The organism is Jannaschia maritima, assembly GCF_030973515.1.
Taxonomy (GTDB): domain Bacteria; phylum Pseudomonadota; class Alphaproteobacteria; order Rhodobacterales; family Rhodobacteraceae; genus Jannaschia; species Jannaschia maritima.
In genome coordinates this window covers 26,236-49,202 of the sequence record NZ_JARGZA010000006.1, presented here as the reverse complement: position 1 = coordinate 49,202, position 22,967 = coordinate 26,236, and the positions used below count along the sequence as shown (strand labels likewise).

20 protein-coding genes are annotated in these 22,967 nt (G+C 71.7%); 14 read left to right on the top strand and 6 right to left on the bottom strand.

Features of this window, described 5'->3' with window-relative positions; all coding sequences use genetic code 11:
- Positions 1-17 precede the first annotated feature (17 nt).
- A complete protein-coding gene (gene polA, locus P0084_RS07115; RefSeq protein ID WP_308916130.1) occupies positions 18-2,807 on the bottom strand; it encodes a DNA polymerase I in 2,790 nt (929 codons plus the stop codon).
- Between the two features lie 65 nt (positions 2,808-2,872).
- Positions 2,873-4,195 carry an ABC1 kinase family protein gene (locus P0084_RS07110; RefSeq protein WP_308916129.1) on the bottom strand — a complete coding sequence of 441 codons (1,323 nt, stop codon included), beginning with the start codon at positions 4,193-4,195 and terminating at the stop codon, positions 2,873-2,875.
- Between the two features lie 171 nt (positions 4,196-4,366).
- Here P0084_RS07110 and P0084_RS07105 point away from each other — a divergent pair, with 171 nt between their 5' ends.
- Genes P0084_RS07105 through P0084_RS07095 form a run of 3 tightly spaced genes read left to right on the top strand, consistent with a single transcriptional unit; the run spans position 4,367 to position 6,992 of the window.
- Positions 4,367-5,365 (top strand): ABC transporter substrate-binding protein, encoded by a 999-nt coding sequence (locus P0084_RS07105; RefSeq protein ID WP_308916128.1) that lies wholly within the window; start codon positions 4,367-4,369, stop codon positions 5,363-5,365.
- Complete coding sequence (locus P0084_RS07100) at positions 5,362-6,237, top strand: ABC transporter ATP-binding protein (protein WP_308916127.1); 876 nt, start codon at positions 5,362-5,364, stop codon at positions 6,235-6,237. Before P0084_RS07105 ends, P0084_RS07100 begins: the two co-directional genes overlap by 4 nt.
- The gene (locus tag P0084_RS07095) at positions 6,234-6,992 is read left to right on the top strand and encodes an ABC transporter permease (protein WP_308916126.1); all 759 of its coding nucleotides are present in this window, start codon (positions 6,234-6,236) and stop codon (positions 6,990-6,992) included. The genes P0084_RS07100 and P0084_RS07095 overlap by 4 nt, the downstream gene beginning before the upstream one ends.
- Before the next feature lie 90 nt (positions 6,993-7,082).
- Here the strand turns inward: P0084_RS07095 and leuC are convergent, their stop codons facing one another.
- On the bottom strand, positions 7,083-8,489 hold the full coding sequence (leuC, locus tag P0084_RS07090; RefSeq protein WP_308916125.1) for a 3-isopropylmalate dehydratase large subunit: 1,407 nt from the start codon (positions 8,487-8,489) through the stop codon (positions 7,083-7,085).
- A 263-nt stretch (positions 8,490-8,752) separates the two neighbouring features.
- Between leuC and P0084_RS07085 the strand changes: the two genes are divergently transcribed.
- From P0084_RS07085 to P0084_RS07045, 9 genes are all read left to right on the top strand, one after another.
- The gene (locus tag P0084_RS07085; protein WP_308916124.1) at positions 8,753-9,007 is read left to right on the top strand and encodes a hypothetical protein; all 255 of its coding nucleotides are present in this window, start codon (positions 8,753-8,755) and stop codon (positions 9,005-9,007) included.
- A gap of 31 nt (positions 9,008-9,038) precedes the next feature.
- Complete coding sequence (locus tag P0084_RS07080; RefSeq protein WP_308916123.1) at positions 9,039-10,394, top strand: mechanosensitive ion channel family protein; 1,356 nt, start codon at positions 9,039-9,041, stop codon at positions 10,392-10,394.
- Positions 10,395-10,578: 184 nt separating this feature from the next.
- On the top strand, positions 10,579-10,911 hold the full coding sequence (rsfS, locus tag P0084_RS07075) for a ribosome silencing factor (RefSeq protein WP_308916302.1): 333 nt from the start codon (positions 10,579-10,581) through the stop codon (positions 10,909-10,911).
- A gap of 1 nt (position 10,912) precedes the next feature.
- Complete coding sequence (gene rlmH, locus P0084_RS07070; protein WP_308916122.1) at positions 10,913-11,365, top strand: 23S rRNA (pseudouridine(1915)-N(3))-methyltransferase RlmH; 453 nt, start codon at positions 10,913-10,915, stop codon at positions 11,363-11,365.
- Positions 11,366-11,414: 49 nt separating this feature from the next.
- Entirely contained in the window at positions 11,415-12,923 is a 1,509-nt protein-coding gene (gene gpmI / locus P0084_RS07065) for a 2,3-bisphosphoglycerate-independent phosphoglycerate mutase (RefSeq protein WP_308916121.1), read from the top strand.
- Positions 12,908-14,035: a murein hydrolase activator EnvC family protein gene (locus P0084_RS07060; protein ID WP_308916120.1), complete on the top strand. Its 1,128-nt coding sequence runs from the start codon at positions 12,908-12,910 to the stop codon at positions 14,033-14,035. Before gpmI ends, P0084_RS07060 begins: the two co-directional genes overlap by 16 nt.
- Before the next feature lie 4 nt (positions 14,036-14,039).
- Positions 14,040-15,395: a S41 family peptidase gene (locus tag P0084_RS07055; RefSeq protein ID WP_308916119.1), complete on the top strand. Its 1,356-nt coding sequence runs from the start codon at positions 14,040-14,042 to the stop codon at positions 15,393-15,395.
- Positions 15,392-15,865, top strand: coding sequence for an RNA pyrophosphohydrolase (locus P0084_RS07050; RefSeq protein ID WP_308916118.1), 474 nt, complete (start codon positions 15,392-15,394; stop codon positions 15,863-15,865). Before P0084_RS07055 ends, P0084_RS07050 begins: the two co-directional genes overlap by 4 nt.
- Complete coding sequence (locus tag P0084_RS07045) at positions 15,862-16,338, top strand: hypothetical protein (protein ID WP_308916117.1); 477 nt, start codon at positions 15,862-15,864, stop codon at positions 16,336-16,338. Before P0084_RS07050 ends, P0084_RS07045 begins: the two co-directional genes overlap by 4 nt.
- 419 nt (positions 16,339-16,757) lie before the next feature.
- Here P0084_RS07045 and P0084_RS07040 read toward each other — a convergent pair whose 3' ends face one another.
- From P0084_RS07040 to dctP, 3 genes are all read right to left on the bottom strand, one after another.
- On the bottom strand, positions 16,758-18,161 hold the full coding sequence (locus tag P0084_RS07040) for a TRAP transporter large permease (protein WP_308916116.1): 1,404 nt from the start codon (positions 18,159-18,161) through the stop codon (positions 16,758-16,760).
- On the bottom strand, positions 18,158-18,784 hold the full coding sequence (locus P0084_RS07035; protein ID WP_308916115.1) for a TRAP transporter small permease subunit: 627 nt from the start codon (positions 18,782-18,784) through the stop codon (positions 18,158-18,160). Before P0084_RS07035 ends, P0084_RS07040 begins: the two co-directional genes overlap by 4 nt.
- Before the next feature lie 72 nt (positions 18,785-18,856).
- On the bottom strand, positions 18,857-19,855 hold the full coding sequence (dctP, locus tag P0084_RS07030; protein WP_308916114.1) for a TRAP transporter substrate-binding protein DctP: 999 nt from the start codon (positions 19,853-19,855) through the stop codon (positions 18,857-18,859).
- 124 nt (positions 19,856-19,979) lie between these two features.
- On the opposite strand from dctP, the gene P0084_RS07025 reads away from it, so the two are divergent.
- Entirely contained in the window at positions 19,980-21,692 is a 1,713-nt protein-coding gene (locus tag P0084_RS07025) for a sensor histidine kinase (protein ID WP_308916113.1), read from the top strand.
- Positions 21,689-22,918: a sigma-54-dependent transcriptional regulator gene (locus P0084_RS07020; protein WP_308916112.1), complete on the top strand. Its 1,230-nt coding sequence runs from the start codon at positions 21,689-21,691 to the stop codon at positions 22,916-22,918. Before P0084_RS07025 ends, P0084_RS07020 begins: the two co-directional genes overlap by 4 nt.
- Positions 22,919-22,967 lie beyond the last annotated feature (49 nt).

Here is a 22,967-nt window from a genome sequence, read left to right as displayed (position 1 = left end):
GTTATGTGCCCACGCCGTCAATGCGCCTCCGCCCAGGTCTTGCCGATGCCCGCGTCCACGACGATGGGGACCGACAGGGGACGGACGGGCAGGTTGGCGGCGACCATGACCTCCCGCGCCCGCTCGATCAGGGCATCGGCCGCGTCCTCGGCCACCTCGAACAGCAACTCGTCGTGGACCTGCAGCAGCATCCGCGCGTCGATGCCCCGGGTCGCGGCTTCCATACGGACCATGGCGCGGCGGATGATGTCCGCGTTCGACCCCTGGATCGGCGCGTTGATCGCGGCGCGGCGGGCGTATCCGGCGGCGGGCCCGCTGGAGGACACGCCCGGCGTGTGGACCTTGCGGCCGAACAGGGTGGTGACGTAGCCGTCCTTCTTCGCCGCTTTCGTGGTCGCGTCCATGTAGTCCTTGATGCCCGGGAACTTCTCGAAATATCGCTTGATGAAGTCGCCCGCCTCGTCGCGTGGAATGCGCAGGTTGCGGGCCAGCCCGAAGCTGCTGATGCCATAGACGATGCCGTAGTTGATGGCCTTCGCCGACCGGCGCACGTCGGGCGTCATGTCGGCCAAGGGGATGCCGAACATCTCGGACGCGGTGACGGCATGGACGTCGTCGCCCTTGCGGAACGCGTCCTCCAGGGCCGGGACGTCCGCGAACTCGGTCAGCAGCCGCAGCTCGATCTGGCTGTAGTCCAGGCTGACCAGCACGCGGCCCTCGGGGGCGACGAAGGCCTCGCGGATGCGGCGGCCCTCCTCGGTGCGGACGGGGATGTTCTGGAGGTTGGGATCGCTCGAAGCCAGCCGCCCCGTGTTGGCGCCCGCGATGGAATAGGACGTGTGGACCCGGCCCGTGTCGGGATCGATGTGGCCCTGCAGGTTGTCGGTATAGGTGTTCTTCAGCTTGGCGACCTGGCGCCAGTCCAGCATGCGCCGCGCGATGTCGTGCTCGGTGGCCAGATCCTCCAGCACGTCGGCGCCGGTGGCCCACTTGCCCGCCTTGGTCTTCTTGCCGCCGGGCAGGCCCATGTCGCCGAATAGGATCTCGCCCACCTGGGACGGCGAGCCCACGTTGAACGGCTTGCCCGCCAGCGCGTGGATGTCGGCCTCCAACCGGGCCATGGTCTGCGCGAAGGCGCCCGACATGCGCGACAGGTGGTCCCGGTCGACCATGACGCCCGCCATCTCCATCCGCGCGAGGACGGGGACCATGGGGCGTTCCAGGGTCTCGTAGACCTGGGTGACCCGCTCGACATGCAGGCGGGGCTTCAGCAGGTCCCACAGCCGCCAGGTGACCTCCGCGTCCTCCGCGGCATAGGGGGCAGCCTTGTCGATGGCGACGCGGTCGAAGGTGACCTTCGCCTTGCCGGTGCCGATCAGGTCCTTGATGGGCACGCATCGGTGGTTCAGGTAGCGGTCCGCCAACTCGTCCATGCCGTGCCCGTGCAGGCCCGCGTGCTGGGCGTAGGACAGCAGCATCGTGTCGTCGATGGGGGTCACGTCCAGGCCGTGACGCGCCAGGACCTTGAAGTCGTACTTCATGTTCTGGCCGATCTTCAGGATCGCGGGATCGGCCAGCATCGGCTTCAGGATCGCCAGCGCGTCGCCCAGGGGCATCTGCCCGTCGGCCAGCGCGCCGCCACCGAACAGGTCGTCGTCACCCGACTTGTGGCCCAGCGGCACGTAGCAGGCCATGCCGGGCCCGGTGCACAGCGACACGCCCACCAGTTCGGCCCGCATCTCGTCCAGCGACGTCGTTTCCGTGTCCACCGCGACGGCGCCCACGGCCTGGATGCGGTCGATCCAGGCGCGCAGGGCGTCCGCGTCGCGCACGACCTCGTACAGCGAACGGTCGATCGCGGTGGCCTCGGGGGCGGCCGGTGCCTCCGCCGCGGCGGCCTCGATCACGGCGGGGACGTCGGCGTCCAGACGCTCCGCGATCTTGCGGGTCATGGTCCGGAACTCCATCGCGTTCAGGAACTCCAGCAACACGTCCGGGTCGGGGTCGCGCAGCTCCAGCTCGTCCAGCGTGACGGGAACGTCCATGTCGCAGTCGAGCTGGACCAGCCGCTTCGACAGCTCGATCTGCGCGCGGTGGTCGATCAGGGTCTGGCGGCGCTTGGGCTGCTTGATCTCGTCCGCACGGTCGAGCAGCTCCTCCAGCGATCCGAACTCGTCGATCAGCTGCGCGGCGGTCTTGATCCCGATGCCCGGCGCGCCGGGGACGTTGTCCACGCTGTCGCCCGCCAGGGCCTGCACGTCCACGACCTGTGCCGGATCCACGCCGAACTTGTCGCGCACGCCGTCCACGTCGATGCGCTTGTTCTTCATCGGGTCCAGCATCTCGACCCCGTCGCCGACCAGCTGCATCAGGTCCTTGTCGGACGACAGGATGGTGACGCGCCCGCCCGCGTCGCGCGCGCGGCAGGACAGGGCCGCGATGATGTCGTCGGCCTCGAACCCCTCCATCTCGATGGTGTAGAGGTTGAAGGCCCGGCTGGCGTCGCGGGTCAGGGGGATCTGGGGGCGCAGATCCTCGGGCATCTCGGACCGGTTGGCCTTGTACCGGTCGTAGATCTCGTTGCGGAACGTGATCGACCCCTTGTCGAACACCACCGCCACGTGCGTCGCGGCATCGGGTCCGGTGTTCCCCTGCACGTAGCGGTCCAGCATGTCGCAGAAGCCGCGCACCGCCCCCACGGGCAGGCCGTCGGACTTGCGCGCGAGCGGCGGCAGGGCGTGGAACGCGCGGAAGATATAGGCCGACCCGTCGATCAGGTGCAGGTGGCATCCCTTGCCGAAAGCCATGGTCCAGGTCCCCCGTATCCGTGCCGCGCGGTCCTGCCACGTTCCGCCCTCCGGGGGAACCGGGGTCAGACGAAGCGCCCCAGCATCGCCGCCGCGGGGACCCGCGCCCGCAGCCGCGCGCCCAGAAGGAAGATGCCGCCGAACTTGCGCTGCAGATGCAGGATGTCCACGGGCAGGGGCGGCGGGACGTAGCCGGCCTCGGCCAGGGCGATCCCCTGGTCGCGCATCCGCTCGGGCAGGTCGGTCGCGGCCATGTCGAACGGGCCCCCGCGGCGCAGGTCGTCGAACATGGTGGCCACCATGGCGTCGATGCGTTCGGCATGGTCGGGATCGGTGTCGGAGGTGACGAAGCCCATCGCCCGCGTCGTGTCGCGCAAGCCGTCCGCATCCCCGTCCAGGCCCGCGCGCAGCATCCGGCGGTGCAGATCCGCGACGGCAGCGGGGATCTCGCGCGTGGCGCCGAAGTCCAGAAGGACGATGCGGCCCGTGTCGGGCTGCCAGCGATAGTTCGCGAAGTTGGGGTCGGTCTGCATCACGCCGAACGCGAACAGCTCCTGCAGGGTCAGCTCGATCAGGTCGGTCACGATGCGGTCGCGGACCTCCTGCGGAGCGTCCGCCGCCGCCTCGATGGGCTTGGATGCGACGTAGTCCATCGCCAGGACGTGCGGCGTGGTCCATTCGGGCACGGGGGCGGGCACGGCGAAGCGGCCGTCGCCGGCCATGCGGTCGTGCCACCAGCCCAGCCAGCGGCCTTCGCGGACGTAGTCCGTCTCCTCGTGCAGCTGTGCTGCGGCCTCCGCGAGATAGGGTTTCAGGTCGAACCCCTTGGGCAGCAGGCCCGACATGCGGATCAGGGCGCCCACGTTGGCCACGTCGCTGTCGATGCTGCCTGCCACGCCGGGGTACTGGACCTTGACCGCCAGTTCGCGGCCGTCGCGCAGCACCGCGCGGTGCACCTGCCCGATGGAGGCGGCGGCGATCGGGTTCACGTCGAACGATCGGAACCGCCCCAGCCAGCCCTGGGGCCATTCGCGGCCCAGCACCTGCTTGAGCTGCGCGGGCGGCATCGTGTGGGCGTCGTCGCGCAGGCGGGCCATGATTCCCGCCAGTTCGGGCGGCAGGACGTCGCCCGTGTCCATCGACACCAGTTGCCCCAGCTTCATCGCCGCACCGCGCATCTGCGCCAGCTGGTCCGTCACGCGCCGCACGTTGCCGGGCGTCAGCAGCAGGTCGCGCAGAACCGGCTTGCGCCCCCGCGACAGCTCCGCCAGCCCGCCCAGGGCCGCGCGTCCCGCCACGCCCGCGCCCAGACCGCCCAGCCGTCCGATGCGGTTCAGCCGCCCAGCGGGGACGGGCAGGGCGCGGCCTTGGTTCGTGGAATCGTCCATGCGGGCGGACATAGCGGGGCCGGGCAGGCGGACGAGCGTGCAGGACGCCGCAGGGCGTGCCCAAGACTTGGGCATCTGCCGCGGCGAAAGGCGATATCGCCGCGGGACCCATGGCGTTCGCCGCGCGGATGCGGCAGCATCCCGCGCGAACGACAGAACGGGGAGCCCACCATGCGACACGCCATCCTGACCGCAGCCTTCGCCGTCCTCGGCACGGCCGCCGCCGCCCAGACCGACATGCCCTTCGCACTCGACTGGAAGTTCGAGGGGCCCGCCGCCCCCTACTTCGCGGCCATCGACAACGGGCACTTCGCCGATGCCGACCTGAACGTCACGATCGAGGCCGGGTCGGGATCGCTGGACGCCATCCCGAAGGTCGCCACCGGCGCGTTCCCCGTGGGCTTCGCGGACATCAACAGCCTCATCAAGTTCCTCGACCAGAACCCCGGCGCGCCCGTGACGGCCGCCATGATGATCTACGACAAGCCGCCCTTCGCCGTGATCGGCCGCCGGTCCCTGGGGGTGGAGGAGCCCGCGGATCTGATGGACCGCGTCCTGGGCGCGCCGCCGCCCGACGGGGCCTGGGCGCAGTTCCCCATCTTCGCCGCCGAGAACGACCTGGACATGGACCGGATCACCGTGGAGCCCGTGGGCTTCCCCACGCGCGAGCCCATGCTGGCCGAGGGCGAGGTCGCGGCCATCACGGGCTTCAGCTTCACGTCGTTCCTGAACGCCGCCCGCCTGGGCGTGCCGGAGGACGACCTGGTGACGCTGCTGATGTCGGATTACGGCGTGGACCTCTACGGCAACGCGGTCATCGTGAACACCGACTTCGCCGAAGCCAACCCCGACGCGGTGCGCGGCTTCCTGCAGGCGGTCGCGCGCGGCTGGTCCGACGCCGTGGCCGATCCCGGGTCGGTCGTCCCCATGCTGATCGAGCGCAACCCGGCCGCCGACGCCGACCTGGAACGGCGCCGCCTGCAACTGGCGATCGACGCGAACGTGGACACCGAGTCGGTGGCCGAGAACGGGTTCGGCACGATCGACGGCGACCGCATGGCCAGCGCGCTGGAGCAGATCGCCACGACCTACGAGTTCCAGAACGAACCCGACGCCTCGCTCTACTTCACGGACGCCTATCTGCCCGAGGGCGGATTCATCCTGAAATGACCGACGGCCCCCTGATCGACATCCGCGGCGTCCGCCATGCCTACCGCACGGCGGGCGGTCCGCTGCCCGTGCTGGACGGCCTGGACGTCGCGGTGGCGGACGGGGGGTTCACCGCCGTGGTCGGGCCGTCGGGCTGCGGCAAGTCCACGCTCACGCGGCTGGTCGCGGGCCTCCTGATCCCCGACGCGGGCGAGGTGCGGGTCCACGGTCAGCCCGTGACGGGGCCGCGGTCCAACGTCGGCATGGCGTTCCAGAACCCCGTGCTGCTGGAATGGCGCACGATCCTGGACAACGTCCTGCTGCCCTTGGAGATCGTGCGCACCGGCATGACGAAGGCGGAAGGCACGGACCGCGCCCGCGCGCTGCTGGCCCTGGTGGGGCTGGAGGGGTTCGAGGACAAGCGCCCGTCCGAGCTGTCGGGCGGCATGCGCCAGCGCGCGTCGCTCTGCCGTGCGCTGATCCACCGCCCGGAGGTCCTGATCCTGGACGAACCCTTCGGCGCGCTCGACGCCTTCACGCGCGAGGATCTGTGGCAGATCATGCACCGCGTGAAGGAACGCGAACCCTTCACCGGCGTCCTGATCACCCACGACCTGCGGGAATCCATCTTCCTGGCGGACCGCGTCGTCGTCCTGTCGGGCCGCCCCGCGCGCACGCAGTACGTCCTCGACGTGCCCGACACCGGCCCCCGCGACCTGGACCATCTCTACACGCCGGAGGCGGCCGAGATGCTGGCCGTCCTGCGCCGCCAGATCGAGATCGCGCAGGGGCGGGCGCCGGCGGAGGAACACGCCGCCGCCGCCGCGCCGGAACCGGTGCCAGGCCCGCCCGCGCCGGGACGGCAGGGCGCCGTGACGGGGGCGGTGCCATGACCGCCCGCAAGGTCCTCGTCCCGCTCCTCGCCATCGCGATCTTCCTCGTCCTGTGGGAGGCGCTGGTCTGGGCGATGGGCTGGCCCAACTACAAGATGGCGTCGCCCTCCGACCTGATCCCGGCCTACGGGCGGTACTGGGAACTGTTCCTGACGATGGGCTGGCAGACGCTGTGGCGCACGGTGGCGGGGCTGGTCCTGGCCGTGATCTTCGGCACCGCCCTGGGCATGGTGATGGGGTTCAGCCGGACGATGCGCGACGCGCTCTATCCGCTGCTGGTGGGCTTCAACGCGGTGCCCAAGGCCACCGTCGTGCCCATCGTGGCGCTGCTGTTCGTGGGCCAGCACGACTTCAACACCGTGCTGATCGCCTTCATGATCTCGTTCTTCCCCATCGCGGTCAGCGTCTCGATCGGGCTGTCCACGCTCGAACCCGAATACCGCGACATCCTGCGTAGTTTGGGGGCGTCGCAGGCGACCATCTTCCGCAAGATCGCCCTGCCCAAGACCCTGCCGGAGTTCTTCGGCGCCCTGAAGGTCAGCGTGACGCTGGCCTTCATCGGCACCAACCTGATGGAGATCGTGTCCCCCCACGGGCGCGGCCTGGGCGCGCTGTTCGATTCGGGCAAGACCAACAGCGACTATCCCCTGATGTTCGCCGTCCTGATCGCCTTGGCGTTCCTGGGGATCGTCCTCTACTACGTCGTGGTCGCGCTGGAACGGACCTTCGCCGGCTGGGCCGACCGCGGCGTCTGAAGGGGGTGTCCCCGGGCTTTCGGCCCGGGGACGGTGGTGCGACACGCAAGCGGCGTCCGGGTTCCGTCCCGCACGCCGCGGACGGAACCGTCACATCATCTCGCGCACGTCGGTCAGCTTGCCGGTCACCGCCGCCGCCGCGGCCATGGCGGGGCTCATCAGGTGCGTGCGCCCGCCGCGGCCCTGCCGCCCCTCGAAGTTGCGGTTCGACGTCGCGGCGCAGCGCTCGCCCGGCTTCAGCTGGTCGGGGTTCATGGCCAGGCACATGGAGCAACCCGCCATGCGCCACTCGAACCCGGCCTCCTTGAAGATGTCGGCCAGGCCCTCCTCCTCCGCCTGGGCGCGGACCAGCCCCGATCCGGGCACGACCATGGCGCGCATGCCGTCCTTCACGCGCCGGCCCTTCAGGATGGCGGCGGCGGCGCGCAGATCCTCGATCCGGCCGTTGGTGCAGGACCCGATGAACACCGTGTCGATGGCGACGTCCGACAGGGGCGTGCCCGGCGCCAGGCCCATGTAGTCCAGCGACCGCTTCGCCGCGTCGACCTTGCCGCCCTGGAAGTCGCCCGGCGCGGGCACGGCTGCCGTGATCGGCAGCACGTCTTCGGGCGATGTCCCCCAGGTCACGACGGGGGCGATGTCCTCGGCCCGAATCGTGACGACCTTGTCCCAATGCGCGTCGTCGTCGGAGCGCAGCGTCCTCCACCAGGCCAGCGCGGCTTCCCACTGGGCGCCCTTCGGCGCGTGGGGGCGGCCCATGCAGTATTCGTACGTCGTCTCGTCGGGCGCGATCAGACCGGCGCGCGCGCCGCCTTCGATGGCCATGTTGCAGACCGTCATGCGGCCTTCCATCGACAGGCCCTCGATCGCCTCGCCGCAATACTCGATGACGTAGCCGGTGCCCCCCGCCGTGCCGGTGCGCCCGATCACGGTCAGGGTGATGTCCTTGGCCGTGACGCCCGGGCGCAGCGTGCCCGTGATCTCGACCTTCATATTCTTGGACTTCTTCTGGATCAGCGTCTGGGTGGCCAGCACGTGCTCGACCTCCGACGTCCCGATCCCGTGGGCCAGCGCGCCGAACGCGCCGTGGGTCGCCGTGTGGCTGTCGCCGCACACGACCGTCATGCCGGGCAGGGTCCAGCCCTGTTCGGGGCCCACGATGTGGACGATCCCCTGCCGCACGTCGGAGACGGGGTAGTAGTGGATCCCGAACTCCCGCGCGTTGCGGTCCAGCGCCTCCACCTGGATGCGGCTGTCCTCCGTCATGGTGGCCGCGTCGGCCCGGTCGGTCGTGGTGGGGACGTTGTGGTCGGGCACGGCGATGGTCTTGCCCGGCGCGCGCACGGGCCTGCCCGTCATGCGCAGCCCCTCGAACGCCTGGGGGCTCGTGACCTCGTGGACCAGGTGGCGGTCGATATACAGAAGGCAGGTCCCGTCCTCGGCCTCGTGGGCCAGATGGGCGTCCCAGATCTTGTCGTAGAGCGTCTTGCCGGACATGGCGGCATCCTCCGGGTGGGGAAGGAATGGGGGAATCGGGTGGTGCGGGTGCGTCCGCGGATCAGCCGCGCGCGGTCACGCCATGCGCCCGGCCGAAGAACCGCCAGGGCAGGAAGTCGTGATCGCAAAGGTCGTGCACCCGTCGCATGGTGGCGCGGACGTTACGCCGGCGGATCGGGGGAAACAAGCGCGCACGGTTTACCGGACCTTCACGCCGGGCATGCCAGGGAGGCCGGGACCCTTCCGCCGACGGACCTTCCGGAATGCTCGATCTGACCGCCGACACGTCCACCTTCGACCTGGCCCTGCCGGACGACCTGTTCCAGGATCGCGATGCCGTGGCCGCGATCCGCGCCGCGATCCACCTGCCGGACGTGGCGCGCACGCTGTCGCTGCGGGTGGGCCTGTTCCAGGCCGCCGCGATGGTGTCGACCGACCCGACCATGCGCGCATCACCGGCATCCTGGGCATGGGCTAGGACGCATCGCCGCGCGGGTCGCGCGACCCTGGGCTGTTGATCGCGGGGGCGGCGCGCTCCACAAGGCGTCCATGGACGAGACGCTGCTCCAGGCCGTGCCCCTGACCGAGGAACTCGGATCGCTTTGGACGCAGATCCGCGTCTTCGGCACCGACCTGCTGCGGCCGGGGTGGAAGCTGTGGCAGGTCCTGATCCTGCTGGGGCTGGGCGCGTCGGCCTACGTGCTGCGCAGCTGGACCGCGACGCAGATGACCGCCTGGATGCGGACGCTCACGGACCGTCCGAAGTGGCAGCTCCGCGCGCTGGTGATCGTGCGCAACCGGCTAGGGCTGCTGATCTTCGCGGCGCTGGCCTGGGCGGTCTACGGGACGATGCAGCAGGTCACCTGGCCGTCGCGCAGCTACCTGATCGGCCTGGCCGCCACCATCGCGAACGCCTGGGTGCTGGTGGCCTTCGTGTCGCGGATCGTGCGCAACCCGCTCCTGCGCCGCATCGTGGCCTGGGGGCTGTGGATCTGGGTCACGCTGTTTTACCTGGGCCTCCTGCCGGCGGTGGAGTCGTTCCTCGACAGCGTCGCCTTCAGCATCGGCGACCTGCGCATCTCGATGCTGGCGGTCCTGACCGCGCTCGTGCTGATCGGGATCCTGTTCACCGGCGCGCGCTTCGTCGCCACGACGACCGGCGCGCGCATCCAGCGCAACGAGGACATCAGCCCGTCCATGCGTGTGCTGATCGTCAAGCTCTTGCAGACGGTGCTCTATGCGGGGGCGTTCTTCCTGGGGCTGAAGGCCGTTGGCGTCGACCTGACGGGCCTCGCGGTGCTGTCGGGCGCCATCGGCGTGGGCCTGGGCTTCGGCCTGCAGAAGGTCATCTCGAACCTCGTGTCGGGCTTCATCATCCTGCTCGACAAGTCGATCAAGCCCGGCGACGTGATATCCCTGGGCGAGACGTTCGGCTGGGTCACGACGCTGACCGCGCGCTACGTCGGCATCACCACGCGCGACGGCAAGGAATACCTCATCCCAAACGAGGACCTGATCACCACGCGCGTGGTCAACTGGTCCCATTCCAACGACTTCGTGCGCTTGGACATCTTCTTCGGCACGGCCTACGGCGACGACCCCCACCTGGTCCGCCGCGTCGCGGTGGAGGCGGCGCAGGGCGTCCCGCGCGTCCTGTCGTCGAAGCCCGCCGTCTGCCACATCGTGGGCTTCGGGGACAGCAGCGTGGACTACATCCTGCGGTTCTGGATCGCCGATCCCACCGGCGGGCTGACCAACATCCGCGGCAACGTCTATCTGGCGCTGTGGGACGCGTTCCGGGCCAACGGCGTCTCCATCCCCTTCCCCCAGCGGGAGGTTCGGATGCTGGGCGACGCCGACGCCGACGCCGCACCCGCCCGCGACGGCGGAAACCCCCCCGATTGAACCCACGGCTCCCCGCCACCATCTGAGGGCTGGCGTTGCCGGAACCGTCCGGCGATGCTAGCTTACGCAATGGGCACCAGCCCGGTGCCGCCCCGAGCCGGAGGGATGGGATCTGTCTGTCGAGACGTTGAACACGAACCACGCCGCCGCGGGCCGCAAGGCCGGCGCCACGGCGGTCGACACCATGCTGGCGCTGACGCTGAAGTCCCTGGACGACGACAAGGCGGAGGACGTGGTCGCCATCGACCTGCGCGGCAAGTCGTCGGTCGCCGACCACATGATCGTCTGCTCCGGCCGGTCCTCGCGCCAGGTCACCGCGATCGCCGAGAAGCTGTCCGACCGCCTGAAGCCCGTCCTGGGCCGCGCGCCCCGCACCGAAGGCAAGGGGCAGGGCGACTGGGTCCTCGTCGATGCGGGCGACGTGATCGTCCACATCTTCCGTCCGGAGGTGCGCGAGTTCTATCAGCTCGAAGCGATGTGGCAGGACGGCACGGGCGACGCGCAGCGCCCCAGCTGACATGCGCATCACGCTGCTGGCCGTCGGGCGCATGCGCCGGGGCCCGGAGCGGACGCTGCTGACCGACTACCTGGACCGCTTCGCCAAGGCCGGGCGCGCCACGGGCCTGCCCCCCGTGGCGATGGTCGAGGTCGAAGGCCGCCCGTCGGAGGCCGAGGCCCTGTCGCGCGCCGTCCCCGCCGGCGCCGCGCTGGTCGCCCTGGACGAACGCGGAACGCTCGCGACCTCGCCCGACATCGCAGCCATGCTGGCGGGCTACCGCGACGACGCGCGCGACCTGTGCCTGATGATCGGGGGCGCGGACGGCCTCGACCCCGCGCTGCGCGCCCGCGCCGACCGCGCCGTGTCCTTCGGGCGCATGGTGTGGCCGCACATGCTGGCCCGCGTCATGCTGGCCGAACAACTGTACCGCGCGGCCAGCATCCTGTCGGGCGGGCCCTACCATCGCGCCTAGCGGTCCCCTAGGGTCCCGGCCGAACGCGCCCGCACCCGGAGGACCCCCCATGACCCGCAAGCCCGTCGTCCTGTGCATCCTGGATGGATGGGGGATCTCGGACCGGCCCGAGCAGTCCGCGCCCGACAGGGCGGACACGCCCCATTTCGACCGCCTGATGGCGACCTGCCCCCATGCCACCCTGACCACCTTCGGACCCGACGTGGGCCTGCCGGACGGGCAGATGGGCAACTCGGAGGTCGGGCACATGAACATCGGCGCCGGGCGCGTGGTGCGCATGGACCTGGGCCTGATCGACCACGCCTTCGCCACGGACGCGTTCCGCGACGTGGACGCGCTGAAGGACTGGATCGCCGCCCTGCGCGCGCGCGACGGCACGGCGCACGTGATCGGCGTGATCTCCGACGGCGGGGTCCACGGCCACATCGACCACGTGATCGAGGCCTGCGGCATCCTGCGGCAGGCGGGGCTGCCCGTCGTCCTGCATGCCGTCACCGACGGCCGCGACGTGGCCCCCCGGTCGGCCGAAGGGTTCGTGGACCGCCTGCGCGAGCTGCCCCGCGGCGTGACCGTCGGCACCCTGTCGGGGCGCTACTACGCGATGGACCGCGACAGCCGCTGGGACCGGGTGCGGCTGGCCTACGACGCGATGGCGCGGGGCCGGGGCGAGGCCGCCGCCGACGCCGCGGACGCCGTGACGCTGTCCTACGCGCGGGGCGAGGGCGACGAGTTCGTCCGCCCCACCGTGCTGGACGGATACGGCGGCATGGCGGACGGCGACGGGGTCCTGTGCACCAACTTCCGCGCCGACCGCGCGCGCGAGATCCTGTCCGCCCTGGGCGATCCGGCCTTCGCGGGCTTCGACGTGGCCGACCGGCCCGCGCTGTCGCTCCTGGGGATGGTGGATTATTCGGAGGCGCATGACGGGTTCATGGAGGCGATCTTCCCCAAGGCCGTCGTCGAGAACACGCTCGCGGCCTGGGTGTCGCGCCACGGCCTGCGGCAGTTCCACGTGGCGGAAACGGAGAAGTACCCCCACGTGACCTTCTTCCTCAACGGCGGCAGGGAGGCCCCGGAGCCGGGCGAGGACCGGACCATGCCCCCCTCGCCCCGGGTCGCGACCTACGACCTGGCGCCGGAGATGTCGGCCCAGGCGGTGACGGACGCCTTCGTGGACGCGATCGGGGCGGGCTACGACCTGATCGTCGTCAACTACGCGAACCCGGACATGGTGGGGCACACGGGCGACCTCGGCGCCGCCGCCCGCGCCTGCGAGGCGGTGGATGCGGGGCTGGGCCGCGCCCTGGCCGCGCTGGAAGGCACGGACGGCGCGATGATCGTCTGCGCCGATCACGGCAACTGCGAGACGATGATCGACCCCGACACCGGCAGGCCCCACACCGCGCACACGCTGAACCCCGTTCCCGTGATCCTGTGGGGCGGCCCCGCGGGCGCCGCGATGTCCGACGGGCGCCTGGCCGACCTGGCGCCGACGCTACTGGCCTTGATGGGGATCGACCCGCCCGAGCAGATGACCGGCCGATGCCTGTTCGCCTGATCCTGGCGGTCCTCCTGCTGTGGATCGGCGCGGCCGTCCTGCCGGCCCCGGCGGTCCGCGCGCAGGGGTCGGACGACGTGCGCGCGGCCTCCGCGGCGATCGGGCGGGCGGGCGCCCTGCTGGCCGAGGCGCGCACCGCGCCCGACCGGATCCGCGCCCTGGGCGAGGCGGTCCGCGCCTACGAGGACGGGCTCGCGGCCCTGCGCGCCGACCTGCGCCGGATCGACCTGTCGCGCCGCGCGCTCGCGGGCGACCTGGCCGTGCGGGACGACCGGGTCGCGTCGCTCCTGGGCGCGCTGGCCGCGCTGGACCGCGCGCCGGACCCGGTGCTGCTGCTGCATCCCGACGGCGCCCTGGGCACCGCGCGCGCCGCGATGCTCCTGGGCCATGCCGCGCCCGCGCTCGACGCCCGCGCCGCTGCCCTGCGCGCCGACGTCGCGCGCCTGTCCACCCTGCGCGCCCTGGAGGACGCGGCCGTGGCCGACCTGACCGAAGGGCTGGCCGGGGTGCAGGCGGCCCGCGCCGCCCTGTCGCGCGCCGTGTCGGACCGCACCGATCTGCCCCCGCGCCTGGCCGACGACGCGCGGCTGGACGACCTGCTGGCGCGCGCCGCGAACTTGGCCGACTTCGCCGACGGCCTCGGCGCGCTGCCCGCCGCGCCTGGGAACGCAGCTTTGCCCGACCGCCCGGTGCCGCTGCCCCTGGACGCCGTCCTCCTGCGGCCCTTCGGGGCGACGGACGCCGCGGGCGTCACGCGGCCCGGCCTGGTCCTCGCCGCGGCCCCGGGCGCGTTGCTGCAATCCCCCCTGACGGGCACCGTGCGCCATGCCGGACCGCTCCTCGATTACGGCATCGTGATCGTCTTGGAGCCTGCGGCGGGCGCCCTTGTCGTTCTCGCCGGGCTGGGGGAAGCCTATGTGGCCCGTGGGGACGTCGTGGCGCCGGGCGATCCGCTGGGCGCGATGGGGGGATCCCCCGGGGGGGCGGGCGATTTTCGGCAGGCCGCCACCGCCGGAGGTGGCGTTCCGCGCACGGAGACGCTTTATGTCGAGGTAAGGACGGGCGGCAGGTCCGTGGATCCGGCGGGCTGGTTCGCCGTAGAGCAGGGATAGGGACATGAACAAGTTCGCGATGGCCGCAGGCGGCGGCATCCTGGCCGGCATCCTGGTGACGACGCAGGTCGCCGGTCCGGTCCTGGCGCAGGAGGCCGACGAGTCCTCCGTGTACGAGCAGCTCGACCTGTTCGGCATCGTCTTCGAGCGGATCCGCAGCCAGTACGTCGAGGACGTCGACGAGGGCGAGCTGATCGAGGCCGCGATCAACGGCATGCTGACCTCGCTCGACCCCCATTCGGGCTTCCTGCCGCCCCGCGACTTCGAGGACATGCAGGTCGACACCCGCGGCGAGTTCGGCGGCCTGGGGATCGAGGTCACGCAGGAGGAAGGCTTCATCAAGGTCATCACGCCGATGGACGGCACCCCGGCCTACGAGGCGGGCGTCGAGGCGGGCGACTTCATCACCGCCGTGGACGGCGAGAACCTGCTCGGCCTGTCGCTGGAGGACGCGGTCGAGATGATGCGCGGGCCCGTGGGGTCCGACGTGCTGATCACGGTCGTGCGCGAAGGGCTGGAGGAGCCCATCGACATCACCATCACCCGCGACACGATCAAGCTGACCGCCGCCCGCGTCCGCCAGGAAGGCGACAGCGTCGTGATCCGCGTGGCCACGTTCAACGAGCAATCCGTCCCCCAGGTCCGCGAGGGCCTGGAAACGGTTCTGGACGAGATGGGCGGCCTGGACGCGATCAACGGCGTCGTCCTGGACCTGCGCAACAATCCCGGCGGCCTCTTGAACGCGGGCATCGACCTGTCCGACGCCTTCCTGGAGCAGGGCGAGGTCGTGTCGACCCGCGGCCGCGATCCGCGCGACGGCGACCGCTTCAACGCGACGCCGGGCGACCTGATCGACGGCAAGCCGATGGTCGTCCTGATCAACGGGGGCTCGGCGTCCGCGTCCGAGATCGTGGCCGGCGCGCTGCAGGACCACCGCCGCGCGGTCGTCGTGGGCACCAAGTCGTTCGGCAAGGGATCGGTCCAGACCATCATGCCCGTGCAGGGCGACGGGGCCATCCGCCTGACGACGTCGCGCTACTACACGCCGTCGGGACGCTCGATCCAGGCGCTGGGCATCTCGCCCGACATCGTCGTGCAGCAGCCCCCCCGCGTCCCCGCGCTGGAAGGCGAGGAGGCGGAGGACGACGCGCCCGAACGGCCCAACCGGACGGAGGCGGGCCTGCGCGGGTCGCTCGACAACGACAGCCTGACCGAGGACCAGCAGGAGCAGGTCCGCGAGGAGCAGGCCGCCGCCGAGGAGGCCGCGAAGCTGCGCGACGAGGATTACCAGCTGGCCTATGCCATCGACATCCTGAAGGGCCTGTCCGCCATCGACCTGGCGGAGTTGGTCGACGAATGAGCGACGGCGGCGGCGGCGCCTATCGTCCCAACGTGGGCGTCTGCCTGACGAACCCCGCCGGCCTGGTCTGGGCCGGCGAGCGGCTGGACAACCTCGGCGCCTGGCAGATGCCGCAGGGCGGGGTGGACCCGGGCGAGGACGCCCGCGCCGCCGCCCTGCGCGAGCTGGCCGAGGAGACGGGCCTGGCCGCCGATGCCGTCAGGATCGTGGCGGAACGGCCCGACCCCCTGCGCTACGACCTGCCTCCCGACCTGGCGCGGACCCTGTGGAAGGGCCGCTTCAAGGGGCAGGAGCAGCGCTGGTTCCACATGCGCTACGACGGGCCGGACGACGCGGTGGACCTGGACGCCCACGACCGGGAGTTCGCGCAATGGCGGTGGATGGACGCGGGCGCGCTGTTGGACAGCATCGTGCCCTTCAAGCGCGACATCTACACGGCCGTCCTGCGCGGCTTCGGGGTGATGGCGTGATCCGCGCGGGTCTGGCGATGGCGTTGCTGGCCGTGGGCGTGCAGCCCGCCGCGGCCCTGTCCTGCCTGCGCCCCGACGTGACCCGCAGCTACGGCTATGCCGACGAGGCGCCGGACATCTATCACGTCGGTCGCGGGACGATCGCGCTCGACCCCGGCCAGACGGTCCGTGGGGCCGTCGATGCCGCGGAACCCGAACCCTACAGCCTGACGGGGACGTTCCGGGGCGAGACCCTGACGCGCGACGGCTTCGACCGCCCCGTGACCTTGCCCGTCCGCCTCGACCTGGCCTGCGCCGGCCCCTGGTGCGGCACCCCGCCGGACGGCGAGGCGGTGATGTTCCTGCGCCGCGACGCGGGCGCGGGCTACGTGCTGACCATCGGTCCGTGCCCCCGCGACGTGTTCGCGGCCACGCCCGACGTCGAAGCCCGGGTCCTGTCCTGCCTGCGTGACGGGGGCTGTTCGGCGGAGTGAGGGGCCGGCGCCCCGGGCTCGACCCGGGTCCCCGACCCGCACGGCGCACCGCGCCGCCGGCGCACGCACCCCGGGCTTGACCCGGGGCCTCGATCTACGAGGTGCCCCGGCACCTTCAGGCCGCCGGACCACCCCCCGGCACGGAACACCACCGCACGGCAACCCCCCTGCCCCGCACGACCCCCCGTCTGCCCGCGCGTATGTACGGGGGGTGTACGGGGGGTGTACGGGGGGTGCATGCGGCACCGTGCCGCGAACGGGATGCCCCTCATTCGACCGAACCGCGCAACGGCGTTGATATCGTTGGACGAATTTCAGACCCGGACGATTCGACGGAAATCGGTCCCCCCCGCGTCGGCGTTCGGCGTTACGACCACGCCAAACGCCGAACACGTCCCGAATCACACCCCCGACGCAGGCTAGAATCCCAGCAGTCGCGGCAGCCACATCACGATGCCCGGAAACGCCACCAGCGCGGCGATGGTCAGCGCGTCGGCGACGAAGAACGGCGTCACGCCACGGAACACGTCCTGCACCGAAAGGTCGTCGCGCACCCCCGCCACCACGAAGCAGTTCAGGCCGATGGGCGGGGTGATGAGGCAGAACTCCGCCATCTTCACCACGAGGATCCCGAACCAGATCCCGACCTCCCCCGACGATAATCCGAACGGCGATTCCGCCGCCGTGACCCCCGGACCCCCGTTCAGCGCGATCACCGCGGGGAACACGATGGGCAGCGTCAGCAGCAGCATCCCGATCGCGTCCATGAACATGCCGAGCACCGCATAGGCCAGCAGGATGAGGACCAAGGTCAGCATCGGCGACTGGTTCAGCCCGCCGATCCAGTCGGCGAACGCGTTCGGAAGGTCGGCGAATCCGAGGAACCGGACATAGATCAGCACGCCCCAGATGATCGTGAAGATCATCGCCGTCAGCTTGGCGGTCTCCAGCAGCGCGCCCTTCAGTTCCGTCCAGCGCGTGCCCTTGGCCAACGCGATGCACAGGATCAGCGCCGCGGCCAGGGCGCCCCCTTCGGTGGGCGTGCCGAACGCCTCGCCGAAGGGGTTGTAGACGAACAGGATGATCAGCGCGATCACCGCGAAGATCGGCAGCGCGCCGGGCAGGGCGCGGAACCGTTCGCCCCATGTGAACCCGCCCACGGGCGGCCCCAGCTTGCGCCACACCAGCGCCAGCCCCACCACCAGCCCCCCATAGACCAGCGCGCTGAACGCGCCCGGCAGGAACCCCGCCAACAGCAAGGCGCCCACGTCCTCCTCCACGATGATGGCGTAGATCACCAGGATGGCGGAGGGCGGGATCAGCGATGCCAGCGTCCCGGCCGCCGCCACGACGCCCGCCGCGAACCGCTTGTCGTAGCCCAGCGCCAGCATCTCGGGGATGGCGATGCGCGCGAACACGGCCGACGTCGCGACGGATGCCCCCGACACGGCCGAGAAGCCCGCGGTGGCGAAGACCGACGCCACGCCCAGGCCCCCCGGCAGCCAGCCGACCCAGCGCTTCGCCGCCTCGAACAGGGCGCGCGTCAGGCCGGCCTGATACGCCAGATAGCCGATCAGGATGAAGATCGGGATCAGCGACAGCGCCTGGCTGGCGGTCTTGGAATGGGGGATCTGCCCGGCCGTCTTGACCGCGACGCCCAGGGCCCAGCCGAACTCGCTCCAGGCGTAGTCCTTCTTCTCCCAGAAGATCCAGACCAGGCCCGCGACCCCGGACAGGGCTGCGGCGAACCCGACCCGCATCCCCAGGACGACCAGCGCCAGCAGGCCGCCCGTGACCCACAGCCCGATCTCCAGCGAGGTCATCGCCGGTCCTCCATCGCGGCGGCCTCGGCGGCGGCCTGCTCCGCCGGGCTCTCGACCAGGGGCACCCCCACCGGCGTACCGCCGTGGCGCACGCCCCGGCCATAGCCGACCAGTTGCAGCGTCAGGCGCAGGGCCAGGACGGCCAGCGCCACGGGGACGACCAGCTTGGCGGGCCAGATCGGCAGGCCGATATCCATCGAGCTGTCGGCCGAGAACAGCGGACGGCCCCAGTCGAAGCTGCGGTCGAAATGCGACCAGGTGCCCCAGATCAGCAGGACCGTCAGGACCAGCATCGCGAACGTGGTCAGCCATTCGGCGATCCACAGCGTGCGGCCGCGCAATTGCCCCACGACCAGATCCATGCGGATATGGGCGCCCGTCCGCTGGGTATAGGCGATGCCCAGGAGGGCGATGGCGGGCATGATCTGCTCGATCCAGTCGACGTAGCCGGGCAGCGGCGTGTCGAAGAAGTTGCGCCCCCCCACCGACACCACCGCCAGCAGCATCAGCGACAGCACCGCCAGCCCCGCGATCAGCGTCATCGCCGTCTCGACGCGGAACAGGGCGCGGTCCAACCGCGACAGCGCGGACGCGTCCTCGCGGACGTTGGCGGTTCCGGCCATGGATTTCCCTCCCCCGATGGAACGCGGGCGGCCGCAGGGGCCGCCCGTGCCGTCGTCACACGCGGACGTCGATCACTGCTCGGCCGCCATGGTCTGCACCATGTCCAGCAGGCCCTGCGCGTCGATGCCCCGGGCGCTGTTCTCCTCGACCCAGGCGGCGGCGGCGGGCTCGGCCACGCGCGCCTTCAGATCCGCCAGGTTGTCGGGGTCGAAGCTGACCTCCGCGATGCCGTTCTCCTGCAGCAGGGGACCCCAGGCGGCCATCGTCTCGTCGTTGTAGTACTGGACGTAGTAGTCCAGCGCCTCGTCCACGGACCCCAGCAGCGCCTCGCGGTGCGCGTCCGACAGGCCGTTCAGCGCGTCGGTGTTGACGACCACGGGGCAGTTGACCGTGCCGGGGTTCAGGTTCGTGGTCCACCAATCGGCCGCGTCCGCCGTGCCGAAGGACATGTGCGCGTGCGGCGCGAAGGACACCGCCTGCACCACGCCCGAATCCATGGCCTGCCGCACCTCCGTTGCGCTCATGGAGGTCGGGGTCGCGCCCAGTTCGGCCATCGCGTCGCCGATCCCGCCCGTCGCGCGGACCGACAGCCCCGACAGGTCCGCCAGCGAGGACGGCACCGCGCCCTTGCCGACCAGGTTGTACTGCGGCAGCGGGCTGGGCATCAGGGCGGTCGCGTTCCACCGCGCCAGGTCGTCGCGCACGGCGTCGCTGGCATAGACGGCCTGGCTGATCTCGCGCTCCTCCTCCAGGGTCTCGACGCCCAGGAACGGCAGCTCCAGCACGGTCAGCGACGGGTTCTTGTCGGGATGATAGCCCGCGCAGAACTGCGCCATCTCGAACGCGCCGATGCTGATGCCGTCCAGATTCTCGCGCTCGCCGGACAGGCCGCCATAGCTGATGTTCAGCGTGAACTCGCCACCCGTCTTCTCGCTGACCAATTCGGCCAGCTTCTCGACGTGCTCCGTGAAGGCGCGGCGCTTGCCCCACAGGCTGACGTCCCATTCCTCCGCCAGGGCGGGCAGGGCGATGGCCGACGCGGTGGCGGCCAGGACGATGGTCTTGAACATTCTCTCTCTCCTCCCAGGGGATCGTGCGTGGCATCGTGCTATCGCATCCGCGCGGCACGCAATCGGAATTAATCCGCAGGATCCCCTTTTTCCGCCCTGCGGATTTCCGCAAGGCCCCCGCCGGATGGATGCTGTAACCTGGATCGCGATGGAACTGCGCCTGCCCCTTTCCGCCGATCGGCCCGCGCTGCGCCTGGGTGCCCTGGCGCTCGGGGCGACCGTGCTGGCCGCGGCGCTGGCCTTCGCCGTGACGCTGACCTTGCTGGCACGGATCGAGGGGGCGCGCGCGGCCGGCCGCCTCGCGCTCTATGCGTCCGGCATCGAGGCCGAACTGGGTCGCGTCGCCCATCTGCCGCACGTCCTGGCGGACGACCCCCTCGTGGGCGCGGTCGCCGCGGGCGCGCCGCCCGGGCCCCTGGACGCCAAGCTGGCGGGCATCGCGGCACGCGCGGGCGTGGATGCGATCTACCTGATGGACCGGTCCGGGCTGACCCTGGCGGCGTCGAACGCGGGCGGTCCGGGATCCTTCGTGGGCCAGTCCTATGCCTTCCGGCCCTATGTGGGCGACGCGCTGCGGGGCGGGACGGGCACCTTCTTCGGGGTCGGCGCGACGACCCGGCGTCCCGGTCACTTCATCGCGGAACCCGTCCGTGACGCCGCGGGCGACGTCGCGGGCGTCCTGGCCGTCAAGTTGGACCTGTCCCGGCTGGAGCGGGACTGGGCCCGCGCCGACGAGGCCGTGCGCGTCCTGAACGCCGACGGCATCACGGTCCTGACCTCGCGCGACGACTGGCGCTATCGCCCCGTGGCCGCCTTGGACGACGCGACCCTGGCGCGGCTGGCCGCCACCCGTCAGTTCGGCGCGGCAGCCGCCCTGTCCGACCCGTTGCCCGTGCCCGCGGGGATGCTGATGCAGCCCCTCGACGGCATGCCCTGGACGGTCGGCTATCGGCCCGCCACGGGCCGGGCGGCGCTGTGGGCCTTCGCCGTGGCGGGGGCGGTGGCGCTGGGCATGGCGCTGGCCTCCTTCGCATGGGCCGGGCGCCGGGCCATCCGCGCGACCGCCGACCTGCGCCGGGTGGAGGCCAAGGAGGTCGCGCTGCGCCGGATGAACCGCCGCCTGACGCGGGAGGTCGCGGACCGGCAGGCGGCGGAGGCGCAGCTGTCCCGGGCGCAGGCCGAACTGCTGCGCGCGGGCCGGCTGGCCGTGCTGGGCCGCGTCGCGGCCAGCGTCTGCCACGAACTGGGCCAGCCCATCGCGGCGATGCGCAACTATCTGCACGCCGACGGCACCGCGACGACCGAGACCGGCCGCCGCATCGACGACCTCCTGGACCGCCTGGACGGCATCGCGCGGCAGCTGCGCTTCTTCGCGCGCGCCGAACCCCCCGCCATGCGCGCCGTGCCCCTGGACGACGTCCTGCGCTATGCCGCCGACGTGCTCGCCGGGGAGGTGGAGCGCCTAGACGCCGTTCTGCGCCTGCCGGACGCGGCGCCCACCGTGCGCGGCGATGCCGGGCGGCTGGAACAGGTCGCCGTCAACCTGATCCGCAACGCGCTCGATGCCCTGGAGGGGGCCGAGAACCGCATCGTCCGCGTGACCGCGGCGCGGGACGGCGATGCGGTCGTCCTGACCATCGCCGACAGCGGACCCGGCCTGCCCGTCCCCTTCGACGCCGCGGTGGAGCCCTTCTTCACCACCCGCGCTTCCGGCGAGGGGACCGGTCTGGGGCTGGCCATCGCCGCCGAGATCGTGCGCGAGCATGGCGGGACGATGACGGCGCGGACCTCCGACCTCGGGGGCGCGGCCTTCGTGCTCCGCCTGCCGCCCGCATGACGGACGCGCCCCTGCACGTGCTGGTGATCGACGACGATTCCGCGATGCGCGACTCGACCCGCATGCTGCTGACCCGCGCCGGGTGGCGCGTGGACACAGCCGCGCGCGGCGCCGACGGGATCGCGGCGACCCGCAGCGATCCGCCCGACGTCGTCCTGTGCGACCTGCGGATGCCCGGCCTGTCCGGGCTGGACGTGGTGCAGGCCCTGCGCGGCCCCGACGCCCCGCCCGTCGTGCTGCTGTCCGCCTTCGGCGACATCGCCACCGCGGTCGAGGCCGTGCAGGCCGGCGCCCACGGGTTCCTGGAGAAGCCATGCCACCCCGATGCCCTGCGCAGCGCCCTGGACCACGCGGCCCGCACCCGGCGCAACGGGCGCCATGCCGCGACCCTGCGCGCGCGGATGGACGGCATGTCGGCCCTCGACCGCATCGCGCATGGCGGCTCGACGTCCGCCACGGCCCTGCGCCGGGGCATCCTGGACGCCGCCGCCGCCACCCACCCCCTGACGATCGAAGGGCCGCCCGGCACCCGCAGGGCGGCGATCGCGCGCGCGATCCACGACAACGGTCCGGGCCCCGGGGCGGACTTCGCGGTCCTGCCCGCGGACGCCCTGCCGGGGGCCGCGGTCCCCGCGGGGGGCACCGTGCTGCTGGAAGGGGTCGATGCGCTCGACCGCGCGGCCCAGGCCCGGCTGGTGCCGCACCTGCCGCACGGTCTCCGGCTGCTGTGCACCGTGAGCGAGGGTCACGTCGCCACCATGCTGCCCGACCTGCGGTGGCGGCTGGCCGGGCACGTCCTGCCCGTGCCGGCCCTGCGGGACCGGCCGGACGACGTGGTGGACCTGTTCCTGCTGGAATGGGGCGACCTCGCTCCGGACGCGCCCCCGCCCGCGCTGGACCCGGACGACCTTTCGCTCCTGATCGCGCATCCCTGGCCCGGCAACCTGCGCGAGCTGCGCGCGGTGGCCGAACGCGCCGCCCTGCAGCCCCCGGGAAGGGGGCGGGTCGCCCGCGCCATCCTGGCCGGCACCCCCGACGCGCCGATGGCCCCCACCCTGCGCGAGGCCGTCGCCGCCTTCGAGCGCCGCCTGATCGGACGCGCCCTGCGCGCGCATGACGGCCGCATGGACGACGTGGCAGCCCATCTGGGCCTGGGGCGCCGCACATTGAACGAGAAGATCGTGAAGCTCGGCTTGGACAAGGATCGGATCCTGGGGACGTCCTGACGCGTCCGCACCCATGACGGGCGTCCCCGTCCGCGCAAATCCGCATCCG

What these genes read in the sequence shown, in the direction of transcription:
- P0084_RS07085 (WP_308916124.1), top strand. Translation starts at nt 8,753, where the DNA reads ATGCTCGATCTGACCGCCGACACGTCCACCTTCGACCTGGCCCTGCCG.
- P0084_RS07105 (WP_308916128.1), top strand. Translation starts at nt 4,367, where the DNA reads ATGCGACACGCCATCCTGACCGCAGCCTTCGCCGTCCTCGGCACGGCC.
- P0084_RS07035 (WP_308916115.1), bottom strand. Translation starts at nt 18,784, where the DNA reads ATGGCCGGAACCGCCAACGTCCGCGAGGACGCGTCCGCGCTGTCGCGG.
- P0084_RS07040 (WP_308916116.1), bottom strand. Translation starts at nt 18,161, where the DNA reads ATGACCTCGCTGGAGATCGGGCTGTGGGTCACGGGCGGCCTGCTGGCG.
- P0084_RS07060 (WP_308916120.1), top strand. Translation starts at nt 12,908, where the DNA reads ATGCCTGTTCGCCTGATCCTGGCGGTCCTCCTGCTGTGGATCGGCGCG.
- P0084_RS07055 (WP_308916119.1), top strand. Translation starts at nt 14,040, where the DNA reads ATGAACAAGTTCGCGATGGCCGCAGGCGGCGGCATCCTGGCCGGCATC.
- polA (WP_308916130.1), bottom strand. Translation starts at nt 2,807, where the DNA reads ATGGCTTTCGGCAAGGGATGCCACCTGCACCTGATCGACGGGTCGGCC.
- gpmI (WP_308916121.1), top strand. Translation starts at nt 11,415, where the DNA reads ATGACCCGCAAGCCCGTCGTCCTGTGCATCCTGGATGGATGGGGGATC.
- rsfS (WP_308916302.1), top strand. Translation starts at nt 10,579, where the DNA reads ATGCTGGCGCTGACGCTGAAGTCCCTGGACGACGACAAGGCGGAGGAC.
- leuC (WP_308916125.1), bottom strand. Translation starts at nt 8,489, where the DNA reads ATGTCCGGCAAGACGCTCTACGACAAGATCTGGGACGCCCATCTGGCC.
- P0084_RS07095 (WP_308916126.1), top strand. Translation starts at nt 6,234, where the DNA reads ATGACCGCCCGCAAGGTCCTCGTCCCGCTCCTCGCCATCGCGATCTTC.
- P0084_RS07080 (WP_308916123.1), top strand. Translation starts at nt 9,039, where the DNA reads ATGGACGAGACGCTGCTCCAGGCCGTGCCCCTGACCGAGGAACTCGGA.
- P0084_RS07020 (WP_308916112.1), top strand. Translation starts at nt 21,689, where the DNA reads ATGACGGACGCGCCCCTGCACGTGCTGGTGATCGACGACGATTCCGCG.
- dctP (WP_308916114.1), bottom strand. Translation starts at nt 19,855, where the DNA reads ATGTTCAAGACCATCGTCCTGGCCGCCACCGCGTCGGCCATCGCCCTG.
- P0084_RS07100 (WP_308916127.1), top strand. Translation starts at nt 5,362, where the DNA reads ATGACCGACGGCCCCCTGATCGACATCCGCGGCGTCCGCCATGCCTAC.
- P0084_RS07050 (WP_308916118.1), top strand. Translation starts at nt 15,392, where the DNA reads ATGAGCGACGGCGGCGGCGGCGCCTATCGTCCCAACGTGGGCGTCTGC.
- P0084_RS07110 (WP_308916129.1), bottom strand. Translation starts at nt 4,195, where the DNA reads ATGGACGATTCCACGAACCAAGGCCGCGCCCTGCCCGTCCCCGCTGGG.
- P0084_RS07025 (WP_308916113.1), top strand. Translation starts at nt 19,980, where the DNA reads ATGGATGCTGTAACCTGGATCGCGATGGAACTGCGCCTGCCCCTTTCC.
- rlmH (WP_308916122.1), top strand. Translation starts at nt 10,913, where the DNA reads ATGCGCATCACGCTGCTGGCCGTCGGGCGCATGCGCCGGGGCCCGGAG.